The organism is Providencia sp. PROV129, from assembly GCF_028482245.1.
In the GTDB taxonomy this organism is placed as follows: Bacteria; Pseudomonadota; Gammaproteobacteria; order Enterobacterales; family Enterobacteriaceae; genus Providencia; species Providencia vermicola.
The window spans coordinates 63635-81725 of sequence record NZ_JAMPQD010000011.1 but is presented as its reverse complement, the minus strand read 5'-3'; the positions used below and the strand labels follow the sequence as shown (position 1 = coordinate 81725).

13 protein-coding genes are annotated in these 18091 nt (G+C 41.8%); 4 read left to right on the top strand and 9 right to left on the bottom strand.

The genetic code is table 11. The features are described 5' to 3' along the window. Nucleotides 1-545: 545 nt before the first annotated feature. The gene (locus PSF27_RS08480) at nt 546-2327 is read right to left on the bottom strand and encodes an AsmA family protein (protein ID WP_272681268.1); all 1782 of its coding nucleotides are present in this window, start codon (nt 2325-2327) and stop codon (nt 546-548) included. Between the two features lie 111 nt (nt 2328-2438). Beyond that, complete coding sequence (locus tag PSF27_RS08475) at nt 2439-3827, bottom strand: uracil-xanthine permease family protein (protein WP_206084876.1); 1389 nt, start codon at nt 3825-3827, stop codon at nt 2439-2441. A 236-nt stretch (nt 3828-4063) separates the two neighbouring features. Between PSF27_RS08475 and gltS the strand changes: the two genes are divergently transcribed. Then, complete coding sequence (gene gltS, locus PSF27_RS08470) at nt 4064-5278, top strand: sodium/glutamate symporter (protein WP_206084875.1); 1215 nt, start codon at nt 4064-4066, stop codon at nt 5276-5278. 90 nt (nt 5279-5368) lie between these two features. On the opposite strand, the gene recG is transcribed toward gltS, so the two are convergent. From recG to gmk, 5 genes are read right to left on the bottom strand one after another with little or no spacing between them, the layout of a single operon-like run. Continuing rightward, nucleotides 5369-7450, bottom strand: coding sequence for an ATP-dependent DNA helicase RecG (recG, locus tag PSF27_RS08465; RefSeq protein WP_206084874.1), 2082 nt, complete (start codon nt 7448-7450; stop codon nt 5369-5371). A gap of 15 nt (nt 7451-7465) precedes the next feature. Beyond that, nucleotides 7466-8179: a tRNA (guanosine(18)-2'-O)-methyltransferase TrmH gene (gene trmH, locus PSF27_RS08460; protein ID WP_206084867.1), complete on the bottom strand. Its 714-nt coding sequence runs from the start codon at nt 8177-8179 to the stop codon at nt 7466-7468. A 5-nt stretch (nt 8180-8184) separates the two neighbouring features. After that, nucleotides 8185-10302, bottom strand: a complete 2118-nt coding sequence (spoT, locus tag PSF27_RS08455) for a bifunctional GTP diphosphokinase/guanosine-3',5'-bis pyrophosphate 3'-pyrophosphohydrolase (protein ID WP_206084865.1) — start codon at nt 10300-10302, stop codon at nt 8185-8187. Nucleotides 10303-10321: 19 nt separating this feature from the next. Continuing rightward, nucleotides 10322-10597, bottom strand: a complete 276-nt coding sequence (gene rpoZ / locus PSF27_RS08450) for a DNA-directed RNA polymerase subunit omega (RefSeq protein WP_004262665.1) — start codon at nt 10595-10597, stop codon at nt 10322-10324. Between the two features lie 57 nt (nt 10598-10654). Beyond that, entirely contained in the window at nt 10655-11278 is a 624-nt protein-coding gene (gmk, locus tag PSF27_RS08445; RefSeq protein ID WP_206084863.1) for a guanylate kinase, read from the bottom strand. Nucleotides 11279-11599: 321 nt separating this feature from the next. On the opposite strand from gmk, the gene ligB reads away from it, so the two are divergent. Beyond that, nucleotides 11600-13306, top strand: coding sequence for an NAD-dependent DNA ligase LigB (ligB, locus tag PSF27_RS08440; protein WP_272681267.1), 1707 nt, complete (start codon nt 11600-11602; stop codon nt 13304-13306). Between the two features lie 24 nt (nt 13307-13330). Here ligB and PSF27_RS08435 read toward each other — a convergent pair whose 3' ends face one another. Next, nucleotides 13331-13945, bottom strand: a complete 615-nt coding sequence (locus tag PSF27_RS08435) for a trimeric intracellular cation channel family protein (protein WP_206085224.1) — start codon at nt 13943-13945, stop codon at nt 13331-13333. 143 nt (nt 13946-14088) lie between these two features. Between PSF27_RS08435 and PSF27_RS08430 the strand changes: the two genes are divergently transcribed. After that, nucleotides 14089-15396, top strand: coding sequence for a DUF3748 domain-containing protein (locus PSF27_RS08430; protein ID WP_241016857.1), 1308 nt, complete (start codon nt 14089-14091; stop codon nt 15394-15396). Between the two features lie 289 nt (nt 15397-15685). On the opposite strand, the gene PSF27_RS08425 is transcribed toward PSF27_RS08430, so the two are convergent. After that, nucleotides 15686-15997 (bottom strand): YceK/YidQ family lipoprotein, encoded by a 312-nt coding sequence (locus PSF27_RS08425; RefSeq protein WP_206084861.1) that lies wholly within the window; start codon nt 15995-15997, stop codon nt 15686-15688. Between the two features lie 390 nt (nt 15998-16387). On the opposite strand from PSF27_RS08425, the gene PSF27_RS08420 reads away from it, so the two are divergent. After that, nucleotides 16388-18046: a putative transporter gene (locus PSF27_RS08420; protein WP_206084859.1), complete on the top strand. Its 1659-nt coding sequence runs from the start codon at nt 16388-16390 to the stop codon at nt 18044-18046. The last annotated feature ends 45 nt before the right edge of the window (nt 18047-18091 follow it).

Here is an 18091-nt window from a genome sequence, read left to right as displayed (position 1 = left end):
AGGTGAAATCTGAAGGAAGCTGAAAGCAAAATGCCAGTCTGACGAACAGGAAGCGGTTTAGGCGGCACAGCGGGGTAAGGCGGCATATATCGTCAACGCCCAATACTTATACGGAACGCTGTGACGTAGAGCCGACAGACATAGGCAGGAAGGTCGCGCGAATTACCTCGGGAGATATGCCATTGTGCCTTAATGCTACTAACACCGAGAGGTCTTGGGATGCAATGGCAGAAGTCAGCAGACGCCGTAGTAGTGCTAGTTAACCGATAGCATAAAGGGCTGAACCTGTCACGAGCGGCAAGTCACGTGTGCTCTCGAGTTATCGGAACACAAGGCAATGAATAATCATTGTGCCGACAAATAAACAAGAAGGGTCGGAAACCTAGACGGTGTTTGCGGTGTTCTAAACGTTAACTGGCGACACGATGCATGAAACAGACTCATGTATTGAAAACGTTCGATACAGACAGGAACCGCCGTATACGGAACCGTACGTACGGTGGTGTGAGAGGACGACGGGGGGATCCCGTCTCCTACTCGATCTGTTATTGCGCCGTTAACGCAGGAACTTGGGTGTCTTGTTGTGTTGCACCTTGTGGCGCAGGTGTTGTTTCCCTATTGGGTATTTCTTCTTGTGTTTCCACCGAAGAGCTCACAACCCCTTTTACGACCGTACGATATAAGCGCTTACCTTGAAGAGGCATTGCCATCAGCTCGCCATTTACGCTTTTAGCAACTGAAGGTGCGAGGAAATCTCCCTGTAGTGTTGCATCAAAGTCACCGATAACTTGTGCTGGGAAACCTGACCATCCCCATTGATTTAAATCGATTAAATCAATGTTAGTCCCTGAAGCTCGTAACAAAAATGGCACTTTTTTCGGTTCTTGTTTCACTAATACACCAATCTTGCTGATACCTCTTTCCGTGCTGACTGTTAAACTCGCTGCTGCGGAGGATTTCCCACTCTGACGTACTTCTAAGAACGGACGACGGACTAAAACTTGGTTAATTGTGCCGCTATCGGCATTGAATGTCGCCTTACCGCTCCAAACTCCCCACTGTTTTAGCTTAATGAGGTCAACATCTTCAATGTTGGCGCTTAACGCTGTGAATTCGAACGGGAATTCTGGCTGGATATTCATCAGCAACGATTGGGAGACAGTGAATTTTTTGATGGATAGGCCTGATAACCAAGAGGGTGCGGGTTCAGCAAAAAAAGCGAGCCAAGTTTCTGGTAGGGTATATAAAATGCCGCCTAGCTTACCTTCATTAATGGTAAGAACTTGATCATTACGTTGCCAAGCACCACTTAAATTAAATACGCCTTTGTTATAGTAGCCTGATAACTTGTTGATGTTTAGTTTGTCTCCATCAATATTCAAGTCACCGATTAGTGTACTTAGCTGTTGATCTTTCATGACTAATTGGTCAACATTAAAGCTAATTTTACTTTTAGGGCTTGTCCAGCTACCTCTGACCAAACTGAGCTGATCGATTTCTGTACTCAGCCCTGAAAGCGCCCAGTCTTTTCCTTGAATATCAATGTTAGTTAATTCAAGATTTTTGATTTGAATGGTTCTATCACTACTAATTGCATCAAATAATGTATCGAAATCAATACTGTTTTCCCAGCCAACCTTATTCATTGCTAATGAATCAATCGTAATTGCACCATCAGTAAATACTTTACCTTCACCTGCAATATAACCGTTATTTAGGTATGCACTCGCTTTATTGATTTCAGTGACTTGCTCTTGCAACTTTCCAGTCAGTGCCACATTTTTAAATGGTAATTCATTGATTTTTAATTGGCTGGAGGTGAAACGAAAATCGCCATAGCCAAACGGATGATTCACTGTCGGCCTCCACGGCGTGATCCCCCCAGTAAACCCTGTAGCGAAAATGGTGTCATCACCTTGTTTAAGGGTTAGCTGACTATTTTCAAATTGCAGAATAGCCGCCGAAATAGGCAGTGGTGTTGATTCAGGGGATAGGGTTGTAGAAAGCTCACCTTGTGTGATGATGAAGCGACGGATCGCTGTACCACTGAAAATATTGCGCCAATTTACATCAACCACGATTTGACGTGCATCTAGGGACAAGTCTTTGTTTTGTGATGTTAATTGTACATCTTGGAAGATGAATTCGCCAGGGTTGGAAAATTCATGTCCCATAATCCCTACATGAATATCGTAGTCAGTAAATTTGCTAAGGAATTGACTCGAATAGGATGCTCCCCAGCGCGTTTGTAACCCAATGTAGGCGGCGATAAACAATAGCAGCAGTAGCAAGAATGCATAGGTAACAAATTTAATTAACCATTTCACAGCTAGCTGCTCCTCAAATTTGTGGGGGAATGCGTTTAATATCGCGATAATTTAAGGATAGCATACAGAAGAACCGCCAGAATATTCAACTCTAGCGGTTTAGATGAACGATTATTTTTCGAGTGGGAAAACTAAATTCAGTACAATTGCTGTTAATCCGCCTGCGGCAATACCAGAAGAAAACAAGGTTTTCAGCCAGTCTGGGGCAAATTGCAGAATTAACGGCTGCTGTGAAACTCCCATTCCAACAGCGAGTGACAGCGCGATAATCATAATCGCTCGGCGATTAAGTGGTTCGCGGGAAACAATACGCACACCAGATGCCGCAATCGTCCCAAACATCACAATGGTTGCACCGCCAAGAACGGGTTCAGGGATTTGCTGTACAAAACCCGCAACAGCAGGGAACAACCCCAGTAAAACAAGCATCAATGCGACGATATAACCCACATAGCGGCTAGCAACACCAGTTAATTGAATAACCCCGTTGTTCTGACCAAAACAGGAATTTGGGAAGGTATTAAATACGGCGGAAACCATTGAATTTAAGCCGTTTGCTAATACGCCACCCTTAATGCGTTTCATGTAAAGTGGGCCTCGAACGGGTTGTTCAGAAACGTCAGAGGTTGCGGTGATATCACCAATGGTTTCCAAAGAGGTTACCATAAAGATTAAGATCAGGGGGATCAATAAGTTCCAATCAAATGATAAACCATAATAGAAAGGTTCAGGTACAGTGATAATAGACTGATTTGGCTCAGTTGGCTGCGCATTTGGTAGCATATCCATCCACCAAGCAGCAAGGTAGCCTACTGCCATTGCTATGACTAAAGAGGCGACTCGTAGATAGGGATTTTTTTGGCGGTTGAGCAGAATAATGACTGCGAGAACAATGCCTGCCAAAATTAAATAATCAGGGGAGCCAAAGGTATTATCGCTAATTGCCCCATAACCGCCCCCAATAGAGGTGAGACCGACTTGGATCAGTGATAGTCCAATAATCATTACAACAACACCAGAGACCAATGGCGTAATGACGCGACGCGCTAAATGTAAGAAGCGAGACAAAATAACTTCAGTGAGCGCAGCAACTAATAACGTACCAAATAGTGCCGCCATCATGGATGGAATATCTGCCCCACCTTGCTTGAGTGCAACACCTCCCATAATTAAAGGTGCAACAAAGTTGAAACTGGTTCCTTGGATAGATAATAACCCTGAACCAATAGGCCCCCATGCTCTAATCTGAATTAAAGAGGCAATACCAGAAGCAAATAGAGACATGCTAATAATACGTTGGGTATCATGTGCAGGTAACCCGAGGGCTTGGCAGATCAGCATTGCGGGGGTGATAACAGCAACAAACATCGCGAGAAGGTGCTGCCCAGCCGCGAATAGGGCTTGGGGAAGCGGTGGCCTATCTTCTAATTTATAGATGAGCTCACTTTGGGTGTTTATCGTTGATTCCGTATTTTGTTTTTCAGACGTTGCTGTATTCATTGCCTTCATTTCCCACCAACAAAAAACGCATTGTAAAGCGACTAAATTAAAAAGCAATCGTTTGCGCAAAATAAATATTGTAAATAGTTAAACTAAGTTCGTCACATTTTTATATCTTTTGACTTGTATTTATAACAGTTTTTTTTTCTAATCTGTTCACCTGTTTTTGGCGTTTTAAGGAAGAAATTAACGTCTTACTAATATTTAATAATTTTAACAACAGACGAGGTACGTAAATGTATCATCTCGATGTCTACGGGACTTTGGTAGCAGCTACATTAGTATTACTGCTTGGACGGAAACTCGTTAAAACCGTTCCTTTTTTAGAAAAATACACGATTCCAGAGCCTGTTGCAGGCGGATTGTTAGTCGCTTTTAGTCTACTTTTGCTGAAGCAAATGTTTGATTGGAGCTTGTCTTTCGACTTATCACTGCAAGAACCGATGATGTTGGCATTCTTCGCCACCATTGGTCTAAATGCCAACCTAGCGAGTTTAAAAGCAGGTGGTAAAGCGTTGTTTATCTTTATTTTTGTGGTTGTCGGTTTATTGCTTGTCCAGAATACTGTGGGGATTGCCCTTGCAAAACTACTGGGACTAGACCCATTAATGGGGCTACTTGCTGGTTCAATCACACTTTCTGGCGGTCATGGTACTGGCGCGGCATGGGGGAAAATATTCTCTGAAAGCTATGGTTTTAAAAGTGCAACCGAAGTTGCAATGGCATGTGCAACATTTGGGTTGGTCTTAGGGGGATTAATAGGAGGCCCTGTTGCACGATTCCTAACGCGAAATATTCCGACGCCAGGTACACTAGAAGACGATAAAGACGTTCCAACAGCGTTTGAAAAACCACAGTCAGGCCGTATGATAAGTTCAATGGTGCTGATTGAAACCATTGCCTTAATCGCTATCTGCTTATTGGTCGGTAGCTACCTTTCGGGTTTATTAGCGGAAACGGTGTTTGCTTTACCGAAATTTGTGTGTGTTCTTTTTGTCGGTGTGATCCTCAGTAATGGCTTATCCATACTGGGCTTTTACCGGGTGTTTGACCGAGCGGTTTCTGTTTTAGGCAACGTTAGTCTGTCATTATTCTTAGCTATGGCATTAATGAGCTTAAAATTATGGGAATTGGCATCATTAGCAATTCCAATGATTGTCATTCTTGCAGTACAAGCGTGCGTAATGGCGGGATATGCGATTTTTGTTACCTTCCGAGTGATGGGCAAAAACTACGATGCGGCTATTTTAGCGGCAGGTCACTGCGGTTTTGGCCTTGGTGCAACACCAACAGCGATTGCAAACATGCAAGCGGTTACAGATAGATTAGGACCATCTCACTTAGCATTCTTAGTTGTACCAATGGTTGGTGCATTCTTTATTGATATTGTGAATGCTATAGTCATTAAATTGTATCTGATGTTACCCGTTTTCCCGACTATTGCGGGATAATTAATATTCTAATCATCGATAGTAAAACAGGTATTGCCGTGAAGAAGTTCACGGCAATTTTCGTTTAAAGAAGTGTATTTAGAACGTGGATTATGCATGCCCATATTGCTCGCGCTCAGGTAGCCAGCGTTCAATAATTTGTTGTGCATTTTCAGGGTATTGTTGTTGAATATGGCGAGCAATGCGCTGCACTTCTGGCAACATATATTGATCACGGAGTAAGTCAGCCACTTTAAATTCAGCATTGCCTGTTTGCCTCGTGCCTAATAATTCTCCTGGCCCGCGAATTTCTAAGTCTTTTTGGGCGATGACGAAACCGTCGTTACTATCACGTAAGACTTGTAGGCGTTGCTTGGCGATATGGGTGAGCGGCGTTTTATATAAAAGTACACAGTGAGAAGCAATCGCCCCACGACCTACACGGCCTCTTAATTGATGCAGTTGAGCAAGGCCTAAACGCTCAGGATTATCAATAATCATTAAACTGGCATTGGGGACATCAACACCAACCTCAATTACAGTTGTCGCGACAAGTAGCTGAATTTCATTATTTTTGAATGCAGCCATAATGCTTTGTTTTTCAGCTGGCTTCATTCGTCCGTGAACGAGGCCCACTTTGAGTTCAGGGAGGGCTAGTGCCAGTTCTTCACTTGTCACTTCAGCTGCTTGGGCTTCTAATAGCTCAGAATCTTCGATGAGTGTACATACCCAATAGGCTTGGCGACCTTCGTCAATACAAGCTTGGCGTACACGTTCGATAATATCACTACGTCGTGTATCAGGGATGGCGACGGTAGTCACAGGTGTTCTTCCAGGAGGGAGTTCATCAATAACGGAAGTATCTAAGTCCGCATAGGCGGTCATCGCTAGCGTGCGTGGAATTGGTGTAGCGGTCATAATAAGTTGATGAGGGTGAAACCCTTGCTGCTCTCCTTTTTCACGCAGAGCGAGGCGCTGGTGAACGCCAAAACGATGCTGCTCATCAATGATCACTAAACCTAAGCGATTAAACTTTACTTGCTCTTGGAAAATAGCATGCGTTCCAACTACCATTGAAACTTCACCGCTTGCAATAGCTTCCTGTTGTTGTTCCCTCGCTTTCCCTTTTTGTTTACCAGCAAGCCAACCGACCTTGATGCCCAATGGTTCGAGCCATTGTTTGAAAGTATTTGCGTGTTGTTCAGCTAAAATTTCAGTCGGTGCCATTAAGGCAACTTGCTTACCATTTTCGATAGCACATACAGCGGCTAATGCAGCAACAAGGGTTTTTCCTGAACCCACATCTCCTTGAATTAAACGCATCATTGGTGAGTCTTTCGCGAGATCAGCTTCAATTTCACCCACAACACGGTTTTGTGCATTGGTTGGTGAAAAAGGTAACTGTGCGAGCAGTTGTGCCTTTAGCTTGCCATTAGAGGTTAACCGTTGTGCATACAAACGTTCGTTACCAGCTCGAATTGCTAACATACTTAAGTGGTGAGCTAACAATTCTTCAAGTATCAAACGTTTTTGTGCAGGATGGTGACCTTTTTCTAATTCACTGAGTGCAACATTGGGGGGCGGGTTATGCAGTAATCGTATTGCATCTGGCAGGCTTATCATGCCACGGCTCAGTTCTTCAGGAAGTAACTCTTTAATTTTATTGTTATCAAGCATGACCAGAGCTTGATCCATGACTTTGCGTAATGTGGCTTGGCGAACCCCTTCTGTAGTGGGATAAACAGGCGTTAGATTTTCCTGCAGCGTAATACTGCCTGTATCTTGAGAAACTTTATATTCAGGGTGAATAATCTCAGGGCCTGTATTACCTCTGCGAATTTCGCCATAGGCGGTAACTTGTCGGCCTTCTGCTAAGTTGTTTTTCATCGCAGCAGAGAAATTAAAAAAGCGCAGTGTTAAGTTGCCTGTTCCATCAGTAATGAGGCTGGTCATCATTCGCTTTCGACCAAAAACCACTTTTGTTTGGATTACTTCACCTGTGATAGTCGCCGTTGTTCCAGGTAAAAGGTCTTTGATTTGGTACAAACGGGTATGGTCTTCGTAGCGAAGTGGAAAATGAAGAAGTAGGTCTTGAACGGTGTTCAAACCGATTTTACGCATTTTTTCTGACTGGCTTGCACCAATTCCATGCAGCGAAGTCAGTGAAATGGTATCAAGTAGCCCACTATTCATGTTCTTTCCTTTTCCTTAACCAAATTGTTGTCTTTTCATTTTTTCGGTTAGTTGCATTTGCACCCACCAATCATCAGTGGCTTCAATTTGCCCTTGTTCATTGATATATGGACGCGGCAAGCCTTTGCGTTTAGCCACTTCAGCAAGTACAGGATAACCCCCTTCAAATAGCCACTCTTGCTGCTCTTGCGCTGACAGCGTGCTGTGTTGGCGGTCATACATGCCGGCTAATTGCCGCTGCCTTTGCGCTTCATAGAGTATTAAGGCAGAGGCGACAGAAACATTCAATGATTGCACCATACCCGCCATTGGAATAATGATGTGCTTATCTGCCAGTGCGAGCGCTTGCTTTGAAATACCTTTTTTCTCTTGTCCCACCATAATACAAGTTGGGCGGGTATAATCAATTTCGCGAAAATCAACAGCGTGCTCAGATAAGTTTGTTACTAATACCTGCATATTTTGCGATTTTATTTGTGAAATAGCATCTTCAGTTGATTGATGAGAGATAACCTTTACCCAACTGTTACTACCTGCGGCGGAAGAGACGGATAATTTAACCTGTTGGTCTGGCCAAATAGCATGAATTTGGTGAATACCCACAGCATCAGCGCTGCGGACTATCGCAGAAACATTATGGGGTTTATGAATTTCTTCAAGGCAAATCGTGAGGTCTGGCTGCCGCATCGCCATCATTTGGCAAATGCGGCGATAGCGGCGTTCATTCATATTCGTTAGTTACGGTTTCGGCTTACTCGTAGAACATCTGGCATGATACGTATCTTACGCATAACATTTGCCAGCTGAACACGGTTTTTAGTGGTCAGGCGGATAAAGGCACAGTATACACGACCATCTTTCTCCTCAGTATTCATACTCTGAATGCTTGAGTTGGCATCATTAATTGCAGCCGTGAGGTTTGCAAGCGCACCTTGATGGTTAATCATGTCTACTTTGATTTCAGCGATGAAATCGGTATCAGTTTCGTTATCCCATTCAACGGCCATAAATTTATCGGGCTCTTTTTGGTAGCCACGGATATTACGGCAAGATTCATGGTGAATAACTAGGCCTTTTCCAGGGCTAATATGTGCCACGATAGGGTCACCAGGAATTGGGCGGCAACATTTTGCAAAGGTGATTAAAACACCGTCAGCACCTTTGATAGACAGTTTATTACGGCTTTCAATGACAGCTTGATCTTCTAGTGTGCCCTGTGGATTATTTTGTAAGTTACGCGCGACAACAACACTCATTGCGTTGCCTAAGCCTATTTCGGCAAGCAAATCATCAATAGAATTGAGCTTCATGCGGGCCAGTTCAGCATCGATATGATTTTGAGGAATATCGGCGAGTTTATTTCCTGCCCCTAAAGCATGATTAAGTAACCGTCGACCAAGATTAATTGAGTCTTCGCGTTTTAAATTTTTCAGTAACTGGCGAATTTTGGCGCGAGCTTTTGAGCTGACAACAAAATTAAGCCAAGCGGCATTTGGACGTGCACCTGGCGCTGTTATGATTTCAACGGTTTGACCACTACTCAATGACTGGGATAACGGGTATGGTTGTCGGTCAACACGAGCACCAACACAAGCGTGTCCAATATCTGTATGCACCGCATAAGCAAAATCAACAGGGGTTGCGCCTGTTGGTAACTCAACAATACGACCTTCGGGGGTGAAAACGTAGATTTCATCAGGGAATAAGTCTGATTTCACGCTTTCGATAAATTCAAATGAGCTACCTGCACTTTGCTGTAATTCAAGCAGGCTCTGCATCCAACGCTGTGCTCTGACTTGCGCTGTAGTGCCTTGTTCACCTTGCTCTTTATAGGCCCAGTGAGCAGCAACGCCCATCTCTGCCATTTGGTCCATATCCTCGGTGCGAATTTGGACTTCAACTGGCACGCCATGTGGCCCAATTAAAGAGGTGTGCAGGGATTGATAGCCGTTAGCTTTAGGGATAGCAATATAGTCTTTAATACGCCCTGGACGTGGTTTGTATAAGCTATGCATCTGACCTAAAACACGGTAGCAGGTATCTACATCTTTGACGATGACCCTAAAAGCATAGATATCCATGATGGAATGGAAACGTTGCTCTTTTTGGTGCATCTTACGGTAGATAGAATATAAGTGTTTTTCTCGACCACTGACACGACAAGGAACACCAGCTTCAGTGAGTCGACCGTCAATTTCAGAGAGAATTTTTTGGATCATCTCTTTTCGGTTACCACGAGCCGCTTTAACGACTTCTTTGATAACTCTGTAACGGTTAGGATAGAGTGCTTCAAAACCAAGCTCTTCGAGCTCTGTTTTTATATGGTGTATACCCAGCCGATGTGCTAGCGGGCTATAAATCTCTAGGGTCTCACGAGCAATACGGCGACGTTTATCAGGCCTTAATGAGCCTAATGTGCGCATGTTGTGAGTGCGGTCTGCCAGTTTAATCAAAATGACGCGAATGTCTTTGACCATCGCCATAATCATTTTGCGGAAGTTTTCTGCTTGAGCTTCTTTTTTGTCGCGAAAGTTTAGCTTATCAAGTTTGGAAACACCTTCAACAAGACCTGCGACGGTTGTTCCAAACAATTCTTCTATGTCCTGAAATGTTGCTGGAGTATCCTCAATCACATCATGAAGTAGCGCAGCCATAAGTGTTTCATGATCCAGACGCATTTGGGCAAGAATACAAGCAACAGCAACAGGGTGAGTAATATAAGGCTCACCACTTGAACGGGTCTGTCCTTCATGGGCATCCCGTGCGACAACATAGGCTTGTTTTAGTAATTCAATTTGCTCCTTAGGGAGGTATTTTTGAATAACTAAATTAAGGCTTTCAAACAGATACAAGGCAGACCCACCTTAGTAATTAGCGACGACCTTCAGCGATTGCCGAAACTGCCTGCATTTCAGCCGCTTCTTGCTCTTGCTGTTCTTGGCGTTCACGCACATCCAAAATATGACCGTTAATTAAACCTTCTTCTACTTCACGTAGCGCGATAACTGTGTATTTATCGTTTTCTTCAGGAACTAAAGGGTCTTTTCCACCAGTTTGTAACTGGCGAGCTCTGCGTGCTGCGACCAATACGAGGTCAAAGCGGTTACCAATTTTCTCTACTGCGTCTTGAACAGTTACGCGTGCCATAAGTGTGCTACTCCAAAAGAAATAAAAAAATGACCTGATATGATACTGAAACTATTCTCAGTCTGCTAGTAATTTGCTGATTAAAGCATCATGTCTCTGAACTTGGCGCCCTAATTTTAAGCGTTCAGTGCGGATAATGGATTGTAAATCGCCTAATGCGGTATTGAAATCATCATTAACGATAAGGTAATCATACTCGTTGAAGTGTTCGATTTCACCTACTGCTTGTGACATTCGTTTTTCAATGACTTCATCACTATCCTGGCCACGGCCACGTAGCCTGCGATAAAGTTCGTCTTTGGATGGTGGGAGAATAAAAATACTGCGCGCTTCTGGCATTCTAGCCCTAATTTGTTGCGCTCCCTGCCAATCTATATCAAGAAAAACATCCACTCCACTTTTTAAAACGTCTTCAATAATAGGTTTAGACGTTCCATAGTAATTTCCAAAGACACAAGCGTGCTCTAAAAAGTCACCATTTTCGACCATTTGTAAGAAATCAGTTTCTGATACAAAGAAATAGTGCTCACCATGAACTTCACCAGGGCGTGCAGCTCGAGTTGTATGAGAAACAGAAACTTGCGTGTCATACAACGGTTGTGTTTTCAATAGAGCCTGAATAAGGCTTGATTTACCCGCACCACTAGGCGCAGAAACAATATATAACGTACCTTGTATCATGATGATTTCTTGAATAGTCGAGGGTTAAACATAAAAGACGGAGATAAACCCCACATAGTATACACACACTTCCATCAACATGCAGCGATATCAATAAAACATAAATAGTAGAGAATAGAAAATTGATCTATGAGTAATCTGCGAGCAGCTTCCAGAAATGAATTGAGTATTCTTGAAAATCACATCTGTCTTGCGAAGCTTTTCGCAAAAAAACACATTTTAGCGTGAGCGTTAAGACAAATACTTTCATGCTTAAAAAGATAAAGCGTATTGAGTATAGGGGAAGTTAATTATTTAAAAGGAATTGTTATGGCATGTTTTATGGATAAATTTAGGAGTAACTTAGCGTTTATTATTGGTATGTTGATGGTTGGTTTTTGGGGAATTGGTAGTTTAGCCTTTGGTTACAGTCATGTTGAATTAAATGAGCATTGCGAATTAGGGAACATGAGTGAGATTGAGCGAGAAAGCCATCGGTTAGGCGCTCAGTTACAGGAATGGAATCAGGTCTATCGGTTATCTGGTCATAGCCAAATTAGTGATGAAGCTTATGACCAATTACTTCATCAATGGCAATCTTTACGCCGTTGCCAGCAACTTTCTGAAGAACTTCCCGAAGTTGTGCTACCTAAAAAAGTACAACTTATTAAACATCCTATTCCCCATACAGGATTGAAAAAGCTAGCCGAATCTGAGGTATATAAATGGGTTGATTCTCGCCGTGAAATCTGGTTACAACCGAAAGTGGATGGCGTGGCAGTAACCCTTGTCTATCAAAATGGTCATCTTGTTTCTATGGTCAGCCGTGGTAATGGCGTTGAAGGCTTAGAATGGCGCGATAAAGCTGACTTTATACCTGCAATTCCAAAGCAGATTGATATACATAAAAGTGTCATTTTACAAGGTGAACTTTTCTGGCGGTTGAACCAGCACATCCAAGCAAAAAGTGGGGGAGTAAACGCCCGAAATAAAATAGCGGGTTGGTTAATGCGTAAGGCACAGCCAAAAGTTCTTGAGCCTGATATCGGAATATTTATTTGGGCTTGGCCAAACGGTGAATCAGAACCAATGAAACAGCTTCAGGATCTTGCTCAATTAGGGTTTCCCTTAGCAAAAAAATATAGTCACAAAATTGAAAATAAAACACAAGTAAAGCAATGGCGTGAGCACTATTATCAAAATGAACTTCCTTTTGCCACGGATGGTATCGTACTAAAAAGTTATCCATTTCCAGATGCGTTTGCGTGGAAACCAAATCAAAATAGTTGGGCGGTTGCTTGGAAATATCCACTGCGTAGAGTGGCTTCAGTGGTCAAGTATTTACAATTCAAAGTTGGCCGAACAGGACGAGTGAGCGTTGTTGCGACGATTAACCCCATCAATCTTGAAGGAAAAACTATCTCTAGAGTCAGTATTGGCTCATTGGCATCTTGGAGAAAAAAAGATTTACTTGAAGGAGATAAAGTCTTGGTTACTCTTTCGGGTCTTGGAACACCTAAAATAGAAGACGTTATTTGGCGGCTTGAAAAGCGTACATATCCAGATCTTTCTACTTTTGATAGTTTTAATTCACTTAGTTGCTTAGCATATACAAATGCTTGCTTACAACAGTTTGTTGCTCGTTTAATTTGGTTAGGTAAAAGCTTAAAAATTAAAGGGGTGAATGAGGCCACATGGCGTGACTGGGTTGAAAATCATCAGCTAACTGAGTTAACGACATGGCTACGACAAGATTGGCAAAACGGGCTACCGAAAAACAAAAAAAATACCTCTTCAATCGAACAGTTTCAATCAGTTAAATTTCAATCAATCCCATTATGGCTAAAAGGTTTAGGTATCCCCTTACCGAAAATGAAAATTGAGCAAATTATAGCGCTAGAAGGCCTTTATAACAGTTCTGAAATTGAACGCTTAAAGCTAACCCAAAAGCAAAAGGAAAAGTTAGAAAAATGGTTAGCTGAGCCTGAAGTTCAATCTGCGTTACAAGCCATACAGAAATTTAAAGCAAATGAGCCATTAACTGAATAAATTAATGGCTCAATAGAATAGAGGTTAATCTTGGTTTTCGTAGTTAAATATCGGTAATCCAAGTCGGTAGCGAATTGCGATTAAGCGTGCACTTAACCCGACAACAAGGGTAATAATAACGACGATATCTTGGGGGAGTGGGGTTTGTAACAAACCGATATAAATCCATGCGGCTGCGAAAGAGACCCCAGCATAGACTTCTTTTTGGAAAACCAAAGGAATGGTATTACACAGCATATCCCTGAGAACGCCACCAAATACACCAGTGATAACGGCAGCAATTGCGGCAATAATAGGGCTATAATTCATATCGAGCGCAATTTGAGCACCAAGAATAGAGAAAACGATTAGCCCAATGGCATCCAAAATAAGAAATAGGCGGCGCAAGTGTTTCATCATTGGCGCTATCCAAATGGTGACAACAGCTGCGCCAGCAACAGTTAGGATATATTCTGGGTGTGCGACCCAGCCTAATGGGTAGTGTCCAAGTAAGATATCACGCACAGAACCACCGCCTATAGCGGTTGCAGAGGCAATAATAATGACACCGAAGACATCCATTTTACGTCTACCAGCTGCCAGAGCGCCTGTCATTGCTTCAGCGGTGATACCTATAATATAAAGCACACTTAATAACATAATGGTTTTATTCAATATTAAAGTTATTGCTAAAGGGTAATATTACTTTTGAAATTTCTCGACTGAGATTTTCTAGTACCATGCAAATTAGATTAGTTAAAGTAATCCGATAGCTATATTAAATGATGTGAAAGGATAACAGATTGAATAGTAAATTGCCTTATAAAGAAACACGTTTAACAAACGATAATCGGAGCCACCAACTTACGAACATTAATGTATGGACACCTGATAGCTTGTGGATAGCTTATGACATTCGACCAAATGGCAGTTCATTTACGGGTTTATCGATAGAAAAAATTCATGTAAATACATTGGAAGAAGTCGAAATTTATCGAGCTAACTATGGGGCGCATGTTGGTGTCGTGACAGTAAGTTCACAACACCCCCCTCAATATGCATTCATTCATGGCCCAGAATACCCTGATGAGCAATGGTATTATGACTTTCATCATCGCCGTGGTGTATATGTCCATGACATTCAACTGAATGTGGCTTGTCCTATAGATGCGATGTGTATTTCACCGCCTTATATTGCAGGTGCACTGAGAGGGGGGACTCATGTCCATGTGTATAGTCCTGATGGTAAATGGTTAAGTTTTACGTATAACGACCATGTGATGCATGAGTTAGATGTGACGTTGGATCAACGGAATGTGGCTATTGCTGTACCCGCAGGGGCTGTTAATGTTGAGCCGAAAAAACATAAACGTGAGTATAATGGGGACTACTTTTGTTGTGTTGTGAGCCAGACGATTGCAGAACCTAAGCCTGATAGTGATGAAATTAGCCGTGCCTATGAAGAAGGTTGGGTTGGGCAACGAGGTTACCAAAAACAAGATGGTCAATGGCAAGAAAGGGCACTTGTTTTTATTGGGGATACACATACTCAGGATGGTGAGGTCATTCCTGAAATTTTCATTGTGGATTTACCTTCACAGCCTCAATGTTGTATGGTTGCAGGTGAAAAACCACTTCAGGGGACGGAGTTGAGTCTGCCTGCACCACCAAAAGGTGTACATCAAAAGCGGCTTACTTATACGCATCAGCGTAAGTATCCAGGTTTAGCAAAACAGCCGAGGCATTGGCTTCGTACTTCACCAGATGGTAAATCAATAGCTTGTTTGATGCATGATGATTTTGGCAACGTGCAGTTATGGTTAGTTAATAGTGTAACGGGGGAGCTAAATCAAATCACTCATGGTGATTCTTCAATACAATCTGCATTTAATTGGGATAGTAAAGGTGAGCATATTTGCTTCGTGTACGACAACAGTGTGACCATTTGCCATGTTGCGACACAAACGTTAATTAGATTAACTGAGCGTACTGAACAAGCGCCTAGCGCTGATGCGGTCGTTTTTTCTCCGAATGATAAACTTATCGCATTCATGCGAGACATAGAAGGTTTTAGACAACTTTATATCGTAGAAACGGGTTTACATTGTTAGAATAATATCAGTAGGTCACTATAATTATGAATAAAAGAGAAGTAGTAAGCTCTTTTATTCATAAATGACTTTATTTTATTCTGAATTATGCTCTAATTATTTTATATTTTAATAAGGTAATTTTTTAAGTTGGATATTCAACACGAAAATATTTCAGATAAGTGTCGTTAAATATTGCATTTTCGAAAATATAACAAGAAAAATTGGTGTCACTAATAAATAGAAAATAACGCACTATATATCCCATTTTTAATTAGGGATTAAGATAGATTTCCAACCTGAATGAGTATTATTCTTTATTTTCTTTATTATTCAGACCTTCTAATCGCTTCTTAGGGGAGTCCTCTTTTCCATCATCGCCTGATCTTGCATAGTCTAAAGGGATTAGAAGTGTATCCATAACAATAGAAAATGGGAGGTCAATCGCAAGTAGAGGCCTAACTACCCAGCCAGTTTCATCATCGTTCATCATTTTAATGCTATTTTTAGAGCCTGGGTAGTAACCATCAGAGGGACCTGCATGAGTCATAATACTTGAGCAGCCGCTTAAAAACAGCGGTGTGATAAGAGCAATTAATCGTGCTGCATGTAAACTCGGCATATGGTGGTTAACCTATATTTTGCTGATTATTCCTGATTTTCATTCATCATATCGAAAAACAAAAAATTCACAATCGCAGTGTTGTATTATTATTTAATTAAATGGCATACATTTTCTTAATTAATATTTAATTATATCTTATTGATGAAGATTGTTTCTTTTTTGTATTTATTTTATGAATTGTGAAGAACTTAGAAAAAGAAAGAATGATTATTTTGATATTTGTTATCAATCTGAAAATTCAAAGACATAGAGATTTTAATTCATTCTAAAGTGTGCTCTATGACACATCTTACTCTTTTTCTATTTGGCATAATCGATTCAGTAGTATGTTTTATCGCCGATATAGGCTTGGTTTCTGGGTAACTTGTCGTCAAAAGGATGCGGTCTATGAGTGAACTAGCTCTTACTGTAAGTTTGTTGGCGTTGGCTGCCGCTCTAGGGTTATGGATAGGAAACTGGAAAATCCGTAATGTTGGATTGGGAATTGGTGGTGTCCTTTTTGGCGGGATCATTGTCGGGCACTTCGCCCAAAGCTATGGCCTACAACTTAATAAGGACATGCTGCACTTTATTCAAGAATTCGGTTTAATCTTGTTCGTTTATACTATTGGTATTCAAGTTGGCCCTGGTTTTTTCTCTTCATTACGTGTTTCAGGTTTGAAGCTTAATGGTTTTGCATTAATGATTGTGGCTTTAGGCGCAATAGTTACAGCCATTATTTACAAAGTTGCCAATATTCCACTCCCCATTATTCTGGGTATTTTTTCAGGGGCAGTGACAAACACCCCATCTCTTGGGGCTGGCCAGCAAATTCTGACAGATTTAGGATCAGACCCAAACCTTGTAGGCCAAATGGGAATGGGTTATGCAATGGCCTATCCCATGGGGATCTGTGGAATATTATTGGTGATGTGGCTAGTGCGGATTATTTTCAGAATTTCAATCGATAAAGAAGACTCCGCCTTTAATAGTACCAATATCCAACAGCGCGATACATTGCAAACCATGAATATTGCGATCCGTAATGCCAACCTTGATGGCTTAATGATGCAAGATATTCCATTGCTCGGTAGTGAAGCGATTGTGTGTTCAAGGCTAAAACGTGGCGATATGCTGGTTGTTCCCCAGCCAACAACAGAAATTCATTTAGGTGATTTACTGCATGTTGTTGGGCAAAAAGATGACCTAAACAAAGTACGCTTAATATTAGGGGAGGAAGTTGATGCCTCTTTATCTACATCAAGTTCCATTTTGCATTCTGTTCGCGTGGTGATTACTAATGATGCTGTATTGAGTAAAAGGCTTAAAGACCTGAACTTAAAACAAAAATATGATGTTGTTGTCACACGATTAAACCGAACAGGGATTGATTTAGTTGCGAATAATAATTCAGTACTGCAATTCGGCGACATTTTAAATATTGTTGGGCGGCCAGAGTCCATTGAAGCTGTCACAGCGTTGCTAGGAAATGCCAAACAAAAATTACAGCAGGTGCAAATGTTACCTGTCTTTCTAGGTATAGGACTTGGTGTGGTTCTTGGTTCAATTCCTGTTTTTGTGCCTGGTTTCCCCGCCGCATTAAAATTGGGGCTCGCTGGTGGACCGCTAGTTGTTGCACTGATTCTAGGTCGAATTGGTACTATTGGACGCCTGTATTGGTTTATGCCTCCAAGTGCTAATCTTGCATTAAGAGAGCTTGGCATTGTGATGTTCCTTGCTGTTGTTGGGCTAAATTCAGGTGGTGATTTTATTGAAACGCTGATCAGAGGCGATGGATTAACCTGGATTGGTTATGGGTTACTCATTACGTTTGTTCCCTTATTTATTACCGGTATTGTTGCCAGAGTGTTTGGTAAAATGAACTATTTGAGCTTATGTGGTGTATTAGCGGGCTCAATGACTGATCCTCCGGCGCTTGCATTTGCTAATAACATTCACCCAACGAGTGGTGCACCTGCGCTGTCTTACGCCACGGTATATCCATTAGCGATGTTTTTGCGGATTATTTCTCCACAATTAATTGCGATTCTATTTTGGACTCTTTAATGTTTACGATGATATGCGGAGTTTTTTCAATTGAAAGGTTAAAAA